The sequence below is a fragment of the Larkinella punicea genome, from assembly GCF_003334855.1.
GTDB classification, from domain to species: domain Bacteria; phylum Bacteroidota; class Bacteroidia; order Cytophagales; family Spirosomataceae; genus Larkinella; species Larkinella punicea.
Genome location: NZ_QOWE01000007.1, coordinates 158,123 through 175,051, shown reverse-complemented (window position 1 = coordinate 175,051; position 16,929 = coordinate 158,123). Strand labels below are relative to the sequence as shown.

Annotated in this window: 14 protein-coding genes; 6 read left to right on the top strand and 8 right to left on the bottom strand. The window is 52.3% G+C overall.

Going from position 1 to position 16,929, the window contains the following annotated elements; all coding sequences use genetic code 11:
- Position 1: 1 nt before the first annotated feature.
- Both DUE52_RS10295 and DUE52_RS10290 read right to left on the bottom strand, forming a co-directional pair.
- Complete coding sequence (locus DUE52_RS10295) at positions 2–916, bottom strand: ABC transporter ATP-binding protein (RefSeq protein ID WP_114405921.1); 915 nt, start codon at positions 914–916, stop codon at positions 2–4.
- Positions 917–1,163: 247 nt separating this feature from the next.
- Positions 1,164–1,583, bottom strand: coding sequence for an RDD family protein (locus DUE52_RS10290; RefSeq protein WP_114405920.1), 420 nt, complete (start codon positions 1,581–1,583; stop codon positions 1,164–1,166).
- 225 nt (positions 1,584–1,808) lie between these two features.
- Here DUE52_RS10290 and DUE52_RS10285 point away from each other — a divergent pair, with 225 nt between their 5' ends.
- The gene (locus tag DUE52_RS10285; protein ID WP_229312129.1) at positions 1,809–3,185 is read left to right on the top strand and encodes a dicarboxylate/amino acid:cation symporter; all 1,377 of its coding nucleotides are present in this window, start codon (positions 1,809–1,811) and stop codon (positions 3,183–3,185) included.
- Positions 3,186–3,430: 245 nt separating this feature from the next.
- Complete coding sequence (locus DUE52_RS10280; RefSeq protein WP_114405918.1) at positions 3,431–7,270, top strand: cellulose binding domain-containing protein; 3,840 nt, start codon at positions 3,431–3,433, stop codon at positions 7,268–7,270.
- A gap of 163 nt (positions 7,271–7,433) precedes the next feature.
- Here the strand turns inward: DUE52_RS10280 and DUE52_RS10275 are convergent, their stop codons facing one another.
- The 4 genes from DUE52_RS10275 to DUE52_RS10260 form a co-directional block, all read right to left on the bottom strand.
- Positions 7,434–7,871 carry an SRPBCC family protein gene (locus DUE52_RS10275; protein ID WP_114405917.1) on the bottom strand — a complete coding sequence of 146 codons (438 nt, stop codon included), beginning with the start codon at positions 7,869–7,871 and terminating at the stop codon, positions 7,434–7,436.
- Positions 7,872–7,946: 75 nt separating this feature from the next.
- On the bottom strand, positions 7,947–9,446 hold the full coding sequence (locus DUE52_RS10270; RefSeq protein WP_114405916.1) for a glycine--tRNA ligase: 1,500 nt from the start codon (positions 9,444–9,446) through the stop codon (positions 7,947–7,949).
- 127 nt (positions 9,447–9,573) lie between these two features.
- A complete protein-coding gene (locus DUE52_RS10265) occupies positions 9,574–9,873 on the bottom strand; it encodes a chaperone modulator CbpM (protein WP_114405915.1) in 300 nt (99 codons plus the stop codon).
- Between the two features lie 11 nt (positions 9,874–9,884).
- Positions 9,885–10,766 (bottom strand): DnaJ C-terminal domain-containing protein, encoded by an 882-nt coding sequence (locus tag DUE52_RS10260; protein WP_114405914.1) that lies wholly within the window; start codon positions 10,764–10,766, stop codon positions 9,885–9,887.
- A gap of 194 nt (positions 10,767–10,960) precedes the next feature.
- Here DUE52_RS10260 and DUE52_RS10255 point away from each other — a divergent pair, with 194 nt between their 5' ends.
- Complete coding sequence (locus tag DUE52_RS10255; protein WP_114405913.1) at positions 10,961–11,962, top strand: ComEA family DNA-binding protein; 1,002 nt, start codon at positions 10,961–10,963, stop codon at positions 11,960–11,962.
- Between the two features lie 89 nt (positions 11,963–12,051).
- On the opposite strand, the gene DUE52_RS10250 is transcribed toward DUE52_RS10255, so the two are convergent.
- Positions 12,052–12,849, bottom strand: a complete 798-nt coding sequence (locus tag DUE52_RS10250) for an LOG family protein (protein ID WP_114405912.1) — start codon at positions 12,847–12,849, stop codon at positions 12,052–12,054.
- 349 nt (positions 12,850–13,198) lie between these two features.
- Between DUE52_RS10250 and rpiB the strand changes: the two genes are divergently transcribed.
- A complete protein-coding gene (gene rpiB / locus DUE52_RS10240; protein WP_114405910.1) occupies positions 13,199–13,633 on the top strand; it encodes a ribose 5-phosphate isomerase B in 435 nt (144 codons plus the stop codon).
- Here rpiB and DUE52_RS10235 read toward each other — a convergent pair.
- Positions 13,623–15,050: a hypothetical protein gene (locus DUE52_RS10235; protein ID WP_114405909.1), complete on the bottom strand. Its 1,428-nt coding sequence runs from the start codon at positions 15,048–15,050 to the stop codon at positions 13,623–13,625. The genes rpiB and DUE52_RS10235 overlap by 11 nt on opposite strands.
- 200 nt (positions 15,051–15,250) lie before the next feature.
- Between DUE52_RS10235 and rbfA the strand changes: the two genes are divergently transcribed.
- Both rbfA and DUE52_RS10225 read left to right on the top strand, forming a co-directional pair.
- Positions 15,251–15,628 (top strand): 30S ribosome-binding factor RbfA, encoded by a 378-nt coding sequence (gene rbfA, locus DUE52_RS10230; protein WP_114405908.1) that lies wholly within the window; start codon positions 15,251–15,253, stop codon positions 15,626–15,628.
- A 15-nt stretch (positions 15,629–15,643) separates the two neighbouring features.
- A complete protein-coding gene (locus DUE52_RS10225; RefSeq protein WP_114405907.1) occupies positions 15,644–16,873 on the top strand; it encodes an FtsX-like permease family protein in 1,230 nt (409 codons plus the stop codon).
- The last annotated feature ends 56 nt before the right edge of the window (positions 16,874–16,929 follow it).

The following is a 16,929-nucleotide window of genomic DNA, read 5'->3' as shown; positions in this document are numbered from 1 at the left end:
GTTAAGTTGTGGGAACTTCGCCGACGGCTTTGATGAAGATGTCGTTCATCGTGGGGATGTTTTCGCCAAAGGCGCGCACGTTTACGTGGTCGATGAGGTCGCGAACCAGTTCGTTGACGGCTGCGTCGCGCGGAATCCGGATGTTGGCCCGCAGAAAACCGTCTTCCAATGGTTTTTTATCCAAAACCGTATACGCCGGATTGAGGTCATTCAAAACGCCCTGGTATTCAACGTGGTAGGTATGGGTTTTGAATTGTTCCTTGATGGCTTTCTTCGGGCCGTCGAGGACTTTTTTCGAGCGGTTAATCAGCGCAATGTGGTCGCAGAGTTCCTCGACGGATTCCATGCGGTGGGTCGAGAAAATGATGGTGCTGCCTTTTTCGCGCAGTTCCAGAATTTCGTCTTTGATGAGGTTGGCATTGATCGGGTCGAAGCCGGAGAAGGGTTCGTCGAGAATAATCAGATCCGGTTCGTGCAGCACCGTGGCCACAAACTGAATTTTCTGCTGCATCCCTTTCGACAGGTCCTCCACGTTTTTGGTCCACCAGGTCTTGATGTCGAATTTGATGAACCAGGCTTTTAGTTTTTCCATCGCCTGCCGTTCGCTAAGTCCCTTGAGTTGAGCCAGATACAGCAGTTGTTCGCCGACCTTCATTTTTTTGTACAGGCCACGTTCTTCGGGCAGATAGCCGATTCGGCTGATGTGTTCGGGACCGAGCGGTTTTCCATCGAAAAAGACTTCCCCTTCGTCGGGGCCGGTGATCTGGTTGATAATCCGGATGAGGGAGGTTTTTCCGGCCCCGTTGGGTCCCAACAGACCGAAGATCTGTCCGCGCGGAATATCGATGCTGACGTCGTCTAAAGCCCGGTGTTGTGCGTATTGTTTGACAATGTGGCGGGTTTCAAGAATGTTCATAGATAGGTTAAAAAAAGCCCGGATGCGAAATGAATTCTGGGTACGAAGATAGAAGCCTCCGGTTGGCTTAACCCGGTTTTGGGACAAATGGCCGCAGAATGGGTTTGTCGGCCAGTTTTCCGGGCAATCTACTAAAAAATGCGGAATGACGACGGAACAGGCGAATGCATTTGTTCAGTAGTTATTGCGCATTAAAAAGCCGGGGCAGCGGTTTTCCAAACGTTGCCCCGGCTTTTTTTAGAATTGATCAGGCTTTGACAACGATGGTTTTTGCCCATTTGTCGCCAAACCGCTTCCGGTCGTCACCCAGCACCATGAAGGCATCGACAATTCCGAAAATGGGAATCATCAGGGATACCTGCCGGACGATGGCGGTGCCGTAGTCGCCCAGAATGCCCTGACCGGTATCCTCTTTGATGACTTTTATCTTCATTATTTTTTTGCCGACGCTTTGTCCGCCCAGAAAACCGCCTACTTCCGGCAAAGCATCTTTGGTGAGTTGATAGCCCAGCAGGAAAATCCAGCCGATCATGGCGAGCCGATAACTAACGACCGTAAGGATCAGAAAAGGAATGTAAGCCACAAAGCCGTCGATCAGGGCGGCAACAAATCGTTGACCGGGATCGGCTTTGACCTGGGTAGAAGGCGTATTGTACACGGGTTGCATAAAAAAGAGGTTAAGGAGTTGAAAAACAGACCTAACGTACGCAATGTCACGGAACAAATCCAAACATCTGCTTAAAATATTGTGCAGCAGTCTATTTGGTGAATTAATCAAAGAAAGTAGCAGGGTTTGTTTTGAAATTAAAAATGATGTAAGATACTTGCAGCAAAATAGATTCTACCGTAAAAACCGGCTATGCAGAACAATCGATCTTTACTCCTGATAACCTTGATTCCTTTTACCCTGGCGGCTGTGCTGACCGTTCTGACGGATCTGAACTGGATTGCGCTTCCGACAATGCTGCTGCTGGTGGTACGTTGGCTGGCGATCGTGGGGTTGATTTATTACGGTATTCGTAAGAAATCGCTGACGGCCTGGATTCTGATTTCGATGGTGGTGGGTGCGGAGATCGGCAACGACTTTCCGGAAGCCGCCGTCAATCTGCGGGTATTGAGCCAGATTTTTCTTCGACTGATCAAGACGATCATTGCTCCGCTGCTGTTTGGTACGCTGGTGGTCGGTATTGCGGGACATTCCGATCTGAAGCAAGTGGGCCGGATGGGCTGGAAATCGCTGCTCTATTTTGAAGTAGTCACAACGATAGCCCTCTTTATCGGTCTGGCCGCTATCAACATCAGCAAAGCCGGCGTCGGCATTACCCTGCCGGAAGTGGCCGGTGGCGAAAAACTGCCGGATGTCGCCAAACAGTCGATTTCAGACGTTGTTCTGCATATTTTCCCCGAAAACATCGCCAAATCCATCGCCAACGGCGAAGTGCTCCAGATCGTTGTTTTCAGCGTATTGTTTGCCATTGCGCTCGCCGTTACGAAAGAACATTACCGTCGCCCGGTGCTGAAATTTGCCGAGAGCCTGTCGGAAGTGATGTTCAAATTCACGTCCATCATCATGTATTTCGCTCCCATCGGGGTGGGTGCGGCCATTGCCTATACCGTCGGCCACATGGGGCTGGGCATTCTGGTGAACCTCTTTCAACTCCTGGCAACGCTCTACCTGGCCCTGCTGGCGTTCCTGCTGCTGGTGCTGTTTCCGGTGGCGCTGATTGCCAAAGTGCCCATTAAAAAATTCATTCAGGCGCTGGTCGAGCCGGTTTCGATTGCCTTTGCCACCACCAGTTCGGAAGCCGCCTTGCCCAAAGCGATGGAAGCCATGACACGTCTGGGTGTTCCCCGCAAAATTGTGGCCTTTGTCATGCCGACGGGCTACAGCTTCAACCTGGACGGCTCCACGCTTTACCTGTCGCTGGCGTCGGTTTTTGTGGCCCAGGCCGCCGGAATCGAAATGTCGTTCAGCCAGCAATTGCTGATGGTTTTCACCCTGATGCTGACCAGCAAAGGTGTGGCCGGTGTGCCGCGGGCCACGCTCGTCATCCTGCTGGGAACGTTGGCTTCGTTCGGCCTGCCCGTCGAGCCGGTTTTTATCATCCTCGGTATCGACGAATTAATGGACATGGCCCGGACATCGGTCAATGTGATTGGAAACTGTCTGGCCACGGTGGTGATTGCCCGGTGGGAAGGGGAATTTGACGAAAACGGTTCGACCATCGAGGCCGAAGACGAAGCGCTGGAAATGGAGGGGAAAGTATAGCGCAAAAAGGCCGTAATGGGCTATTTTTTAGCTGAATGGGGCGGTTTGATAGCCACTTCTTCCGCTTATTACCCCTAAATCCCCTGAAGGGGACTTTTTGCATCCGGATGATGCTGCGTCCAAGTCCCCTTCAGGGGATTTAGGGGTAAAAGGAAAGGTATTATAGTATGTTTTCAGAATTAATGAATAGGTAACATTGGATATTGGCATAGCGTCATAGTTTTGTGATAAACAACGCTATCCGTATGCTTCATCCACTTTTACGACACTTCATCAAGGACTTTTTAGTCCTCATTTTGTTGCTATTTGCCGTACAGGCAAACAGCTTCGCCCAGGTTTCCTTCACGGTTGGGAATCTGACCCGAACCGAAAATCTGGATGCTCTGCCCGCCAGCGGTTCGCCGGTTTTTACCCAGAACAGCACCATTCCCGGTCTGTACGGTGAACGAACCGGCACCGGCACCACCATCGTGGCCGGCACCGGAAGTTCCAATGCCGGAGCAATGAACAGCTTCGGAACCAGCGCCGACCGGGCTTTGGGTTCTGTTGGTTCCGGTAATGCGGCCGCTGGAAATTTCACGTACGGGTATCGGCTGAAAAATGAAACCGGTACGACCATTACGGCACTAACCGTGAATTACAACGGAGAGCAGTGGCGAAACAGTGCCGCCGTTGATCTACAGGTCGTTCAGTTTTCGTATTTGATTTCGACCTCCGCCATTGAAACCACCAGCCCGGCGGGCGGGGCGGTTCCAACCAATTACACCGCCGTTCCGGAATTAAACTTCTCCAACTCTGTTTCAGGTGGTACGGCGGGAGCCATCGACGGCAATGCCAATCGCCAGACTAAAAGCTTTACGATCAGTGGATTGTCGATCACGCCCGGTAGTGAAATCATGCTGCGGTGGTATGATCCCGACCACGCCGGTTCGGATCACGGGTTGGCCATCGACGACCTGAGCATTACGGCGACCATCGAAGGCGGAGGGACGCCAACGCCGGTTCTTTCCGTGAATCCACCCACCTTGTCGGGTTTTACCACCTCGGAAGGAACCGCTTCAACCCCCAAATCCTACACGATTTCCGGGACAAACCTAACCGCCGATGTGCTGATCACAGCACCCGCTGGTTTTGAAATCAGTACAGGCAGCACCTACACATCTTCCCTGACTTTGCCGCTCTCGAACAGCAGTGTGGCCGCCACCCCGATCAACGTCCGGCTGACCGGAGCCGCTCAGGGAACGCCGGGTGGAACTGTTACCAACGTCAGTGGTTCGGTGTCATTCGATATAACCGTCAGTGGAACGGTGTACGATCCCAATACCATCGCCAGCATCGCCCTGGCGCGCAGTCAGCCGGTGAATACGCCAATCTCCGCGTTACCGGGCGGGAAAATTGCGGGTCGGGTGACGGTCAGCAACCAGTTCAACGATGTGGCCTATATTCAGGATCCGACGGGCGGGATTGCAATTTTCAATGCGGCTTTCCGCAGCAGCATTCAGATTGGCGACTCGGTTCAGATCACGGGCGGAACGCTAGGCGCTTTCAACAGCAACAAGCAGGTTTCGGGAGCGGTCACCTTTACGAGCTTCGGTTCACAGGGGCCGCTGGCTCCCAGGGTAGTTACGACCACTCAACTACCTGATTTTGAAGGGCAACTGGTGACGGTGAATGCCGCCGTCATTCGCCCGAATACGACTGTGGCGTCGTCCAACCCGGTTTTTGTGCTGACGCCGGATGCCAATTTCCGGTTACAGGATGGCAGTGGCACGCAGGAAGTGCGGATCAACCGGGGGACGAATATTCCCGGCAACACCAACCCCGCCAATCCGGCGGCTATCACCGGGGTGGTCGGTCGGTTCAACACCGTCACGCAATTGCTGCCGCGCTCGACGCAGGACATACCGGGTTCCGTGCCCTATGCGCCGACGGGTGGCACCATTGCCCGAAGTCAGACGCTCGACGTAGCCACCTGGAACATCGAATGGCTGGGCAGCACTGGCAACGGCCCGACGAACGAAGCACAGCAGGTGACCAATGCCATTTCGGTCCTGAACAGTCTGCAATCGGACATCATTGTTCTGGAAGAAATCTCGTCGGACAATGCCATTGCCAGTTTGCTGGCGGGAATGCCGGGGTATCAGGGAAATTGCTCGCCTTTTGTTTCCAACAATCCGGGTCACGAAATTCCGGCCAATCCGGCGACACCGACGGCGACCTTACCCGCAAACACGCAGCGGGTTTGTATTTTGTATAAATCGGACGTAGCAACGCTGATTTCTCAAAAACCGTTGATGGAAAAAGTGGAAAACCTGACGGGCTATCCAACCGCCGTTGACAATTTCTGGGCATCCGGGCGGTATCCGTATTTGTGGAAATTCAACGTGACGGTGGCCGGGGTGAGCAAACAGGTCAATGTCATTGGCCTTCACGCCAAAGCCAACGAAGGCGGGGCCAATGCGCTGGTGGCGTATAACCGCCGGAAATACGATATTCAGGTGTTGTATGATACCCTGAAAGCGCAGTATCCGAATGATCTGCTGATTCTGGCGGGAGACTTCAACGACGACCTCGACCGGACGGTGGCCGATATCGCCACGACCGAAACGACGTACAAACCGTTTACTGACGATGCCGCTGGTTTTACGGGCGTAACCCAGGTGCTGAGTGACAACGGTTTCCGGACCTATCTGACGGAAGACAACGTGATCGATCACATCATGGTTTCCAATGAGTTAGCACCGGCTTACCTCGCCGGTTCGGCGGGGGTTGGAACACCGTATCTGACGATTCCTGATTATGGCAACACCACCTCCGATCACGTTCCGGTGGTGGCGCGTTTCGATCTGTCGCAGTTGACGCTGGTGAAAGTTCAATACCAGAACGGCGATAACGGAAATGGACAGGCTACCAACAACCAGATCAAACCGTATCTGAAACTGGTCAACGAGGGAACGACCGCCGTGCCCTACAGCGAATTGACGGTTCGCTACTGGTTTACGGCGGAAAATTACGCGGGCATCAACACCTTTATCGATTATGCGCAGTTGGGAAATAACAAAGTGAAGATGACCTACGTCCGGCAGGACACACCCGCCCGAAACGGAGCCAACGGATACGTCGAATACGGTTTTGATCCCTCAGCGGGCAGTCTGGCTGTGGGCGGTACGTCCGGCCCGATTCAAACCCGGATTGCGAACAAAGACTGGGCAGACCTGAGCGAAACCGATGATTACTCCTATCGGACCAATACCAGCTATGCCCTGACGGACCGCATAACGGTGTATCGCAACGGCACGCTGGTGTGGGGTGAGGAACCGCCCATCGCTCCGGCCCTGGTCAAGTTGAAGGTGCTTTCGGAGAACAAAAACAACCGGCCCAACTCCAATTCGATCAGCACCTTTCTGAAAGTCAACAATGAAGGCAATGTGCCGCTGGCGTATGGCGACCTAACGGTGCGCTACTGGTTTACGCCCGAAGGAACCGCCAGCCTGAATTATTTTATCGACTACGCCAAACTCGGCAATGCCAATGTGACGGGCCAGTTCGTTCCGGTCGACCCCGTGCGGACGGGTGCTGAAACCTACCTGGAACTGAAGGTGAATCCGGCGGTTGGCACCCTGTACCCGCTCAGTAATACGGGCAACATTCAGTACCGGATTTCGAAAGCCAACTGGTCGAATTTCGTGGAAACGGATGACTACTCGTACAAAGCGGCCGCACCTTTCTCCGAAAACGACCGCATTACGGTTTATTACCAGGGCAATCTGGTGTACGGAATTGAGCCAGCGGTTGCTTCCGGAGCGCGGTTGTCAACCTCTGAAACGAGCGAGGGGCTGCACGTTCGCGTGTTATCCAACCCGGTTTCAGACATCTTTGACGTAGAGTTTTCGGCACCGGCAGGCGAGGAGGTTCGTTTCCAACTGACGGATCTACAAGGCCGTACGGTTTTGCAGCACGCAATGCCGGCAACGGGCCAGTGGCAACGTCAGACGATGACTGTTCGTCACCAGGCTGCCGGCCTCTACCTGCTTCGCGCCCAGGCCGGACAACAATCCCGCTTGATCAAAATAGTGAAACCCTGACAGCGGCCGAAGGCCCTGTCAGCGGTTGAACGGCCGTATCACCAAAAAACTCCTGACAACAGCACGGCGCTTTGTCAGGAGTTTTCCTTTTTAAGAATCTATCGATCTGGAATTCTATTTTAAACTCAAATTTTCCAACCGCTGACAGGGCCCTAGGCCGCTGTCAGGGTTGGAAAATACGTTTATAAACCGGTCCCCGATAGGCAAACAAACCGTAAAAAACCGGGTAAAGCAGAAAATCCGTTAGCAACGTGGGCGTACGGAAGGTGATTTCGTCGGCAATGCGGGTGTGGTTGCCATCCCGGATGATCCGGTGTTTGTGGTGCCAGGAGGAGAGGAAGAAGGGCAGTTGGGTGCCTTTGTCGATAAAATAAATCTCCTGATCGATTTCCTGCTGCTCAATGATTACACTGATCCAGTCCTGTTTGAAAAGCAGAAAATTGAGACGCAAATGCACGGTATCTCCTTTCAGACAGCCATCAAACCGAACGACATCGACGGGCGGAAACGGCGGACTAAGCTGGTCGAACAACTGCCGGGTGAAGCCCGCCCACACGCGTCGGTAGTCCTGCTGAACGGAGGTATAAATAGTGATTTTCATAGGTACCCACGGACTGAAGCCCGCGTTTTTTGAGATAGTGGAAAAAACAGGGACTCAATCCGTGGGTACTGAAACCTAGAGTTGCTCCAGAATCCGCTCCATCGAAACCGCCTGTCCGATGTGCTGTTTCAGTTCGCTGATGGGCATCCGGATTTGCTCGGTCGTGTCGCGGTGGCGAATCGTGACGGTATCGTCTTCCAGCGTCTGGTAATCGACGGCGATGCAGAACGGTGTTCCGATCAGATCCTGGCGGGTATAGCGTTTGCCGATGGCGTCGCGTTCTTCGTAAATGACCCGGAAATCGTTGCGCAGGAGCTTGAGAATCTGCTGCGCTTTTTCGGGCAAACCGTCTTTCCGAACGAGCGGGAAGATGGCGGCTTTCACCGGCGCCAGGGCTGGGTGCAGTTTCAGGTACGTCCGGGTTTTCTGGGTTTCGCCTTCGCCCACCACTTCTTCCGTAAAGGCATTGCAGAAAACCGCCAGAAACAGCCGGTCGGCGCCGACGGACGTTTCAACCACGTACGGGATGTAATTACCGAACGGTTTGCCGTTTTCGTCGAGGTCGTTGTCGAAATATTGCTGCTTTTTCCGGCTCAGTTCCTGATGGCTTTTCAGGTCGAAATCAGTCCGGGAGTGAATGCCTTCCATTTCACGGAAGCCAAATGGAAACTGGTATTCGATGTCGACTGCAGCGTTGGCGTAGTGGGCCAGCTTCTCGTGAACGTGAAATTTCAATTTTTCGGCGGGCAAACCGACGGCTTTGTGGAAGTTCAGCCGGGCGGCTTTCCATTTTTCGTACCATTCCATTTCGGTGCCGGGCCGGACGAAAAACTGCATTTCCATCTGCTCGAACTCGCGCATCCGGAACGTAAACTGCCGGGCCACGATCTCGTTCCGAAACGCTTTACCGATTTGGGCAATCCCAAACGGAATCTTCATCCGACCGGTTTTCTGCACGTTCAGGAAGTTGACAAAAATACCCTGAGCGGTTTCCGGACGGAGGTAAATCAGGCTGGAATCTTCGGCCACGGAACCTACCTGCGTCGAGAACATCAGGTTAAATTGCCGCACTTCGGTCCAGTTGGCGGTTTTGGAAATCGGATCGACGATGCCTTCGCTGATGATCAGTTCGCGGACGGCGTCGAGATCGTTTTCGCCCAGTAACCGGCCCATCTCCATCAGCAGGGCGTGGCCTTTTTCAGGCTGGCCGTTGGCGGCATATTCCTCAGCTTTCAGTTCGAGCAACTGGTCGGCGCGGTAGCGTTTTTTGGAATCCTTGTTGTCGATCATCGGGTCGTTGAAGGAGTCCACGTGGCCCGACGCTTTCCACGTCAGCGGGTGCATGAAAATGGACGCATCGATGCCCACGACGTTGTCGTTGAGTTGCGTCATGGCCTTCCACCACACCGATTTGAGGTTATTTTTCAGTTCAACGCCGTTCTGACCGTAGTCATAAACCGCCTGTAACCCGTCGTAAATTTCGCTGGACGGGAACACGAAGCCGTATTCTTTGGCGTGGGAGATAATGTCTTGCAGAGAGGTGGCGGGTGCCTGTTTCGGTTTTGCGTCTTCCATGATGGCGCAAAAATACGGATTTAGACCAGTCGCCTGACAAAAAATTTATACTTTTGAGTAGAACACCAAAACCGTATCGAATAGAAGGCCAATTGACACAGAGACGGTTTCAAAAAACGAACAGACGTTACGGCCTTCCTTCATACACATTCAACCGGCTTTTCAGCAACCGAATCTCTTCCTGCATCGTTTCCACTTTCCGGAGCAGATGACTGATCGCGTCGATCCCGTCGACATTGATGTCCAGCTCGTAATAAAAGTGGCTGAATTTTTCGATCACCTGCAATTGATGGAGGGGAATCCACTTCCGGTCGTTTGCTACGACCAGCTCGACCAAGCCGTATTCTTCCAGTGAGAACACGAACGTTTCTTCAATCGCATAGTTCAGACAATATTCCTCAACAAGAATCACATCTTCCGGTTGCATAACATGAGCAGTTACAATTGAGAGATTTCCTTGAATAATTCTTTTTGTTTGTCCGTTAAACCGGTCGGGATTTTGACGGAATACGTGACGTATAAATCGCCAAACTGGCCGTCCTGTTTATAGACCGGGAAGCCTTTGCCTTTCAGCCGGACTTTCGTTCCATTCTGCGTTTCGGGACTCACTTTCAGCTTGACTTTGCCGCTCAGGGTCTCGATGGTGAGTTCACCGCCTAAAACCGCCGTATACAAGTCCAGGTCAACGGTCAGGTAGAGATCATCGTTCAGGCGTTTGAAAACCGGATCGTCGGCGATGACAAACGTAATGTACAGATCCCCCGCCGGGCCGCCGTTGGCACCCGGCCCGCCCTGGCTTTTGAGCTTGATGACCTGCCCGTTGGCAATACCGGCCGGAACCGTGATGCGGATATTTTTCCCGTTCACCGTGAGCGTGTGCTGGTGAGTCTGGTAGGCTTCCCGCAAACTGACGTGAAGCTCAGCGGTGTAATCCTGACCCCGAAACTGGGCCTGCCGACCGCTGCGGGGCTGTTCGCCAAAAAATGATTCAAAGAACTCGGAGAAATCGCCCCCGGAAAAGGACTCGCCGGAAGTCCGCGGTCCGCCCGGATTGCTCCGTTGCTGCGACTGCCGGGCCTGTTCAAACTGTTCGGCATGTTTCCAGTCTTCGCCGTATTGATCGTATTTCTTCCGTTTCTCCGGATCGCTCAACACCTCATTGGCTTCGTTGATTTGCTGGAATTTGGTATTGGCTTCCTTGTCATTGGGGTTGAGATCCGGATGGTATTTTCGGGCCAGTTTCCGGTAAGCCTTTTTAATAGCCTCCTCCGTTGCGCCCTTCTCGATGCCGAGTGTTTGATAATAATCAATAAATGCCATAGCGGTGTAAACGAACGTACTCCCAGAGAACTATTCTCCCATAGAATGAGTCGTTGAATTTACGAAGGATCTGTTCTGAAAAGCAATTTCTTTTTTGAAGCATTCCGTTACTTTTCAAATTTTCACCGTCTAATAAACAAGTTCCGGGAATCCCACCGTGACACCAATTTATCCACTCATCCCGGAATGTGTTCATGAAGAGGGCAGTAGCCATACTCCGCGATTATTTTGGAGTATCCCAGCAGGAAGCGCGGGGTATGTTAGCCCTGCTGACACTTACCGGCTTCCTGTTGCTGCTGCCGCTCGCCTACCGCCTGTGGGTTCCCGATTCGATTCCCGACACATCCGCGTCTGATAAACGACAGCTTGACAGTCTGGTGGCTTTGCTGGAAGTTGATAACCGTGAAGTTGATGAACGACGCGAAACGAGGCCAGGGCGTTACGAGCCCGACGTAAAAACCAAAAAAGCCGAACGGTTTGCGTTCGATCCCAACACCGTCGATGCTGAAAGCTGGCAACGGCTGGGGGCTCCGCGCTGGCTGGCCGACCGCATTGTTCGCTACCGTTCTAAAGGTGGTCAGTTTCGAAAAAAAGAAGACTTGCTGAGAATTTACGATTTTCCCCCGGAACTCTACGGCGAACTGGAACCGTATATCCGGCTGAGTGAGGGAAAAAAAACTGAAAAACCGTCTGAGAAATTCCGGGAACGGTTTGCTGATGCAGAACCGGAGAGGAACAAACCGTATGCTGACCGTAAACCGGCCTATTCCGTTTCCGCCGAACGCTACAGCAGGCCCGTGGTGCAACCTTTCGACATCAATACCGCCGACACCACCGAACTGAAAAAACTCCGGGGCATTGGTTCCAAACTGGCGGGGCGGATCATAAAATTTCGGGATGCACTGGGCGGTTTTATTTCACCGGATCAATACGCGGAGGTGTTTGGGCTGGACTCGCTGGCCCTTGAAGAATTGAATAAATATGGTCAAGTTCAAATGCCGGTTAAAAAGCTGGCGATCAATACCGCCACCGCCGAAGAACTGGATCGACACGTTTATCTCTCGAAACGGCAAGCCGAAATCATTGTCAATTACCGCACGCAACACGGGCCGTTTACCTCGCCCGAATCGCTCCGCAACATCCGGATTCTCGACGCCAAAACGATTGAAAAGCTGACGCCGTATCTGGCGTTTTGATACGCCCCTAAATCCCCTGAAGGGGACTTTCTGATCTGGATTTAGTCGCGTCCAAGTCCCCTTCAGGGGGTTTAGGGGCAAAATAGCCATTAAAAGTTCGGTTTCAGCAGATACTTCATATAGAAATCATCGATGGCTTTGACGGCTTCTTCCGGCGTATCGACCAGCGAAATCAGTTTCATATCGCCGGGACTGATGTTGTTTTCTTTCTCCAGCATCGTTTCTTCAATCCAGTCGACCAGCCCCTGCCAGAACGTCCGGCCAACCAGAACGATTGGGAAGCGCGCAATTTTTTTCGTCTGAATCAGCGTCAGCGATTCGAACAGTTCGTCCAGCGTACCAAAACCGCCCGGCAGGGCAATAAATCCCTGGGCGTATTTGACGAACATCACTTTTCGAACAAAGAAAAAGTCGAAATTGATGTTTTTGTCCGGATCGATGTAGATGTTGCTTTCCTGTTCGAACGGAAGCTGAATGTTCAGACCGACTGATTTACCGCCCTGCTCGAAGGCCCCTTTGTTTCCCGCTTCCATGATACCGGGGCCACCGCCGGTGATGACTCCGTAGCCGTGCTTCACGAGTTTAGCCGCAATTTCTTCGGCGATCTGGTAATACGGATTATCCGGTTTGGTCCGTGCCGATCCGAAGATGGACACACACGGCCCAATTTTGGCCAGTTTGTCGAAGCCTTCGACGAACTCGGCCATGACTTTGAAAATGACCCAGGAGTCGGCAATTTTTATTTCGTTCCAGTTCCGGTCCTGAAAGGCTTCTTTGATCCGTTGCTCGTCGGGGGTGAGCAGTAATTCGTCGCGTTTGTTAAGGTCTTTCTGTATTTGGGAAACGTTCTGAGCTTCTGATCGTTGTACTGTTTTTTCTGCGTCCATGTTCTTTCAGGATTTAGGAGAGGGAAGGCTGTGGATCAGGATTTGATGGAGGGTCGGTTGCAAAACCGGTCTTCCATTCCTGAGTCGTTCAAGCGCCTGTTTCTCCGGTGGTGGGTCTGTTTACAAACAAACTGGGCGGAATAACCGGCGTTACTTTTGCCAGCGTTTGTAAAATTTCCAGTGTGAATTGCGTTGATGATGCGTTTTTGATCGCTTACTTTGTCCAAAATTTTGACAGCACCGGGGCTTAAAACCCGGCTGTCACGCCGGTTCGGCAGCCTCTCAGCGCAGAACCGGAACATAATAACGTAATATCGTATTTTTAGTTTCATTTGTTCAAGAAAATCCCATGAAACCCTCCATTGCTGTTGGTGCCGATCATGCCGGCTTTGCCTATAAACAGGAAATTGTAGCCTGGCTGGAAAAAGAAGGCTATCCGACGAAAGACTTTGGTACCTACACGGAAACTTCTGCCGATTATCCGGATTTTGCGCATCCCGTGGCGTCGGCGGTTGAAGCCCATCAATTTGACTGGGGAATTCTGGTCTGTGGTAGCGGCAACGGGGTGGCCATTACGGCCAACAAACACCAGGGCATTCGGGCGGCTTTGTGCTGGAAACCCGAACTGGCGGCACTGGCCCGTCAGCACAACAACGCCAATATTCTTTGCCTGCCGGAACGGTATATTTCACCCGAAGAGGCACTGGAATGTGTGAAAGTGTTTCTGAAAACGGAATTTGAAGGCGGGCGTCACCAGACGCGCGTGGGCAAAATCAGTTGTTGATGGCTTCTTCTTTTCGTCGGTAAACGCCTTCCAATTCGGTTTTTTCATACATCGTGGACAGAGAAGGCGCACGCTGGAAGAGTTTTTTGATCACGCTTTCTTTGTCGATGATGTAACTGGGCGGGTCTTTGCGGAAATGGTCGTAAACGCTGATCACGCTTTCGTAATTGTCCAGATTGCGAAGATCGTATTTGGCCAGATCCCAGTTGAGATAGGGCGTGGCGGCCTGGTTGTTCCGGTAGGCACTGATGTCTTCGCCAATGACCAGAATCCGCTGCTGCTGAATGTGCCGGTCGATGGGTGAGGTTTTGACCTGTAACGCACTGAGTCGTCCTAACTCCCATCTCGGAACCAGTCCCAGGGCACCTTGGTAGAGGATGAGCAGCGTAAAGACAAAGACGCCCAGAAAAATCAGTTCGGCCATCCACTCCCGGCGGATGCCCTGAAAATAATACGAAGCAAAAAAGGCCAGGGCTGGCACAAAGCTGATGAACAGCATCGGTGCCAGAAAAGGCATCAGCGCCACCGAGACTATGGCTGTGACCGCCCAGATCATCATAATTTGCTGACACCGTTGCTGGAAGTTGACATACCGGGTCGTTTGCCGGAACAGACTCAGCAACCCCAGGGTCCCCATCGCAAAGGGCAGAAACATCGACGCCAGCAACGTCTGGAAGTCGGTCAGGTCATATTGCCGGACCCGAAAAACCGACGACAACAGATTGCGGTTCAGGTCGGTGAGGCTGTCGGCCAGGTAATAGTACAAAACCGTCAGCAAAATCGGGAAAGCAAAACCGAAAATCAGCAGCGAATGTTGCCGGAAACTTGCCCCGGTAAACAGCAGCAACGCCATCAGCGCCCAGAGAATGAACAGGGCGGAAGGCAGGTAAAACAGGGCGGCCAGACTGATGTAAAAACCGACTTCAAACACTTCGTCGGTGGCACCCCGCCGGTCCATCTGTTTGATAATCGTTCCGAAAGCCAGCAGCAGAAACGTGGTGGAAAGCAAAACCGGTGACAGGGTGCTGCAATCGAACGACATGTTCAGAAACAAGGCGTAGATCAGGCCGGGAATCCAGTTGCGATCCGGGTAGATATCCCGGGCGTTCATCATCCAGTTAAAATAGAAAACCTGAAAAGCCGCCACCGCCGTCCCGGCAACGTGATAGGCCAGGAGCGACCGCCCGAAAGTAAGGTCCAGAAGCCAGTAGACCAGCGCCGATAGCGGACTGACACTGTCCCAGATGTCGCGGTACAGCAGATTGCCGTTGTTCATCTGTTCGCCCACCAGCATCCAGTTCAGTTCCGGAATGAGCAGCGGAGGAGCCGACAGTAGAAACGGCAGACGAATCAGAACCAGCAAAAGCAACAGACTGACGATCTGAAGGGTGGCATTAACCCGAAAAAAACTTAACAAGCGACTAGTTGGTTTACCGTATGGAACCCGAAATGGAACGACGAAATTAAACCTTTCAGGTGAAAGAAGTCGAATAAAAGGCGGATATTTGCAGGGTGTTGAGTGAATAATGAACACTGAATAATGAATAGTGAATAACGAAATAGGATTTCTGATTCCTATTGAGCGGTCCCCTCATTATTCATTAATTTTAAAAGAGTATGGAATCGAAACGACAACAGAAAGTATCGAGGCTGTTGCAGAAAGACCTGAGTGAAATCTTTCAGCGCGATAGCCGACACCTGTTCAACGGCGCCTTTATCACCGTGACGAACGTACGGGTGTCACCCGATTTTAGCATTGCCCGGGTGTATCTGAGCTTTCTGGTAACGCCTAATAAAGAATTGCTGCTGGAATCGATCAAGGAAAAAGGCAAGGCCATTCGCCAGCAACTCGCCGACCGGGTGCGCCACCAGCTTCGGATTATGCCGGAACTGCATTTTTACCTGGACGATACCGCCGAATACGCAGCCAAAATGGACGCGATTTTCGCGAATCTCGACATCCCACCCGCACCGGAGGAAGAAGACGAAGAGTAACGTTTGGACCACACCATGAACCTTCCCCTCTGGATTGCCCGTCGGTATTTTTTCTCGAAACGCAAGCGTAGTTTCATCAATTTGATTTCGCTGGTATCGATGCTGGGCGTAGGGGTAGGCACGATGGCACTCGTGGTCGTCCTGTCGGTTTTTAACGGCATGGAAGAGCTAAACCGGATGATTTTCAAGACGTTCGAAGCGGACTTGACCGTGGCCCCGGCGCAGGGAAAACGCCTAACGGTTTCGCCCGCTATGTTGCAGAACATCCGGAAAAACGGGGAGGTTTTGCTCATCACGCAGGTGATCGAAGACAATGCCCTGGCGCGTTACCGCGAGGGGCAGACGGTGGTGAAGCTGAAAGGAATCGACAATTCGTATTTGCAACGCCGGCAACTGGACACGGCTTTGGTGGAAGGAAAACTGCGGTTGCAGGAAAATGGCGTCGATTACGCGCTGGTAGCCGAGGGTGTGCGAAATGCGTTGCTGATTTCACCCGAAGACATCCTGACGCCCCTCGAACTCTGGTATCCGCAAAACCGCAAAACCTACACGGTTTTGTCGGCCGATGCCTTTAATCAGGCTAATTTTTTGGTTTCGGGCGTATTTTATATTGAAGATAATTTTAACGATTACGTGTTGGCCCCGCTCAGTGTGGTTCGGGAACTGGTTGGCTATCAGCCCAATCAGATCTCTTCGCTGGAAGTGCAGGTGAAGCCGGAAACCGACATTGCGTCGTTGAAAAAGACGTTGCAGCAGCAATTGGGATCGACGGTAGTGATCAAAGACCGGGATGATTTGAACCCGGATCTGTTTCGGGCCATTCGGGTCGAGAAGTTGTTTGTAACCGTAACGCTGGGTTTTCTGGTGCTAATTGCATCGATCAATATCTTTTTCTCGTTGTCGATGCTGGCCATTGAAAAGAAAGACGATGTGGCCATTCTGTATGCGATGGGTGCGTCGCCCTCGCTGGTTCGGCGGATTTTTCTGTTCGAAGGTTCCATTGTCGCCTGTATTGGCGGTGTTGTGGGCCTGGTGATTGGGATTGCGTTGTGTCTGTTGCAGCAGCGGTTTGGCTTCGTATCGATGGGCATTGAGAGTTCGCTCATCGACGCGTATCCGGTGAAACTTCAGGCGAACGATCTGGTTCTTACGACCTTGATCGTGATTGTCGTGACCATTGTGGTATCCTGGTTTCCGGCTCAAAAAGCGGCTGCGGTTTCCAAAGCCGTTGACAGTGTGCAGTAGAGGAATGGAAAAATATTTACTAAAAAACGAATTTCCCCGTTTTGATAAGGCTAAGT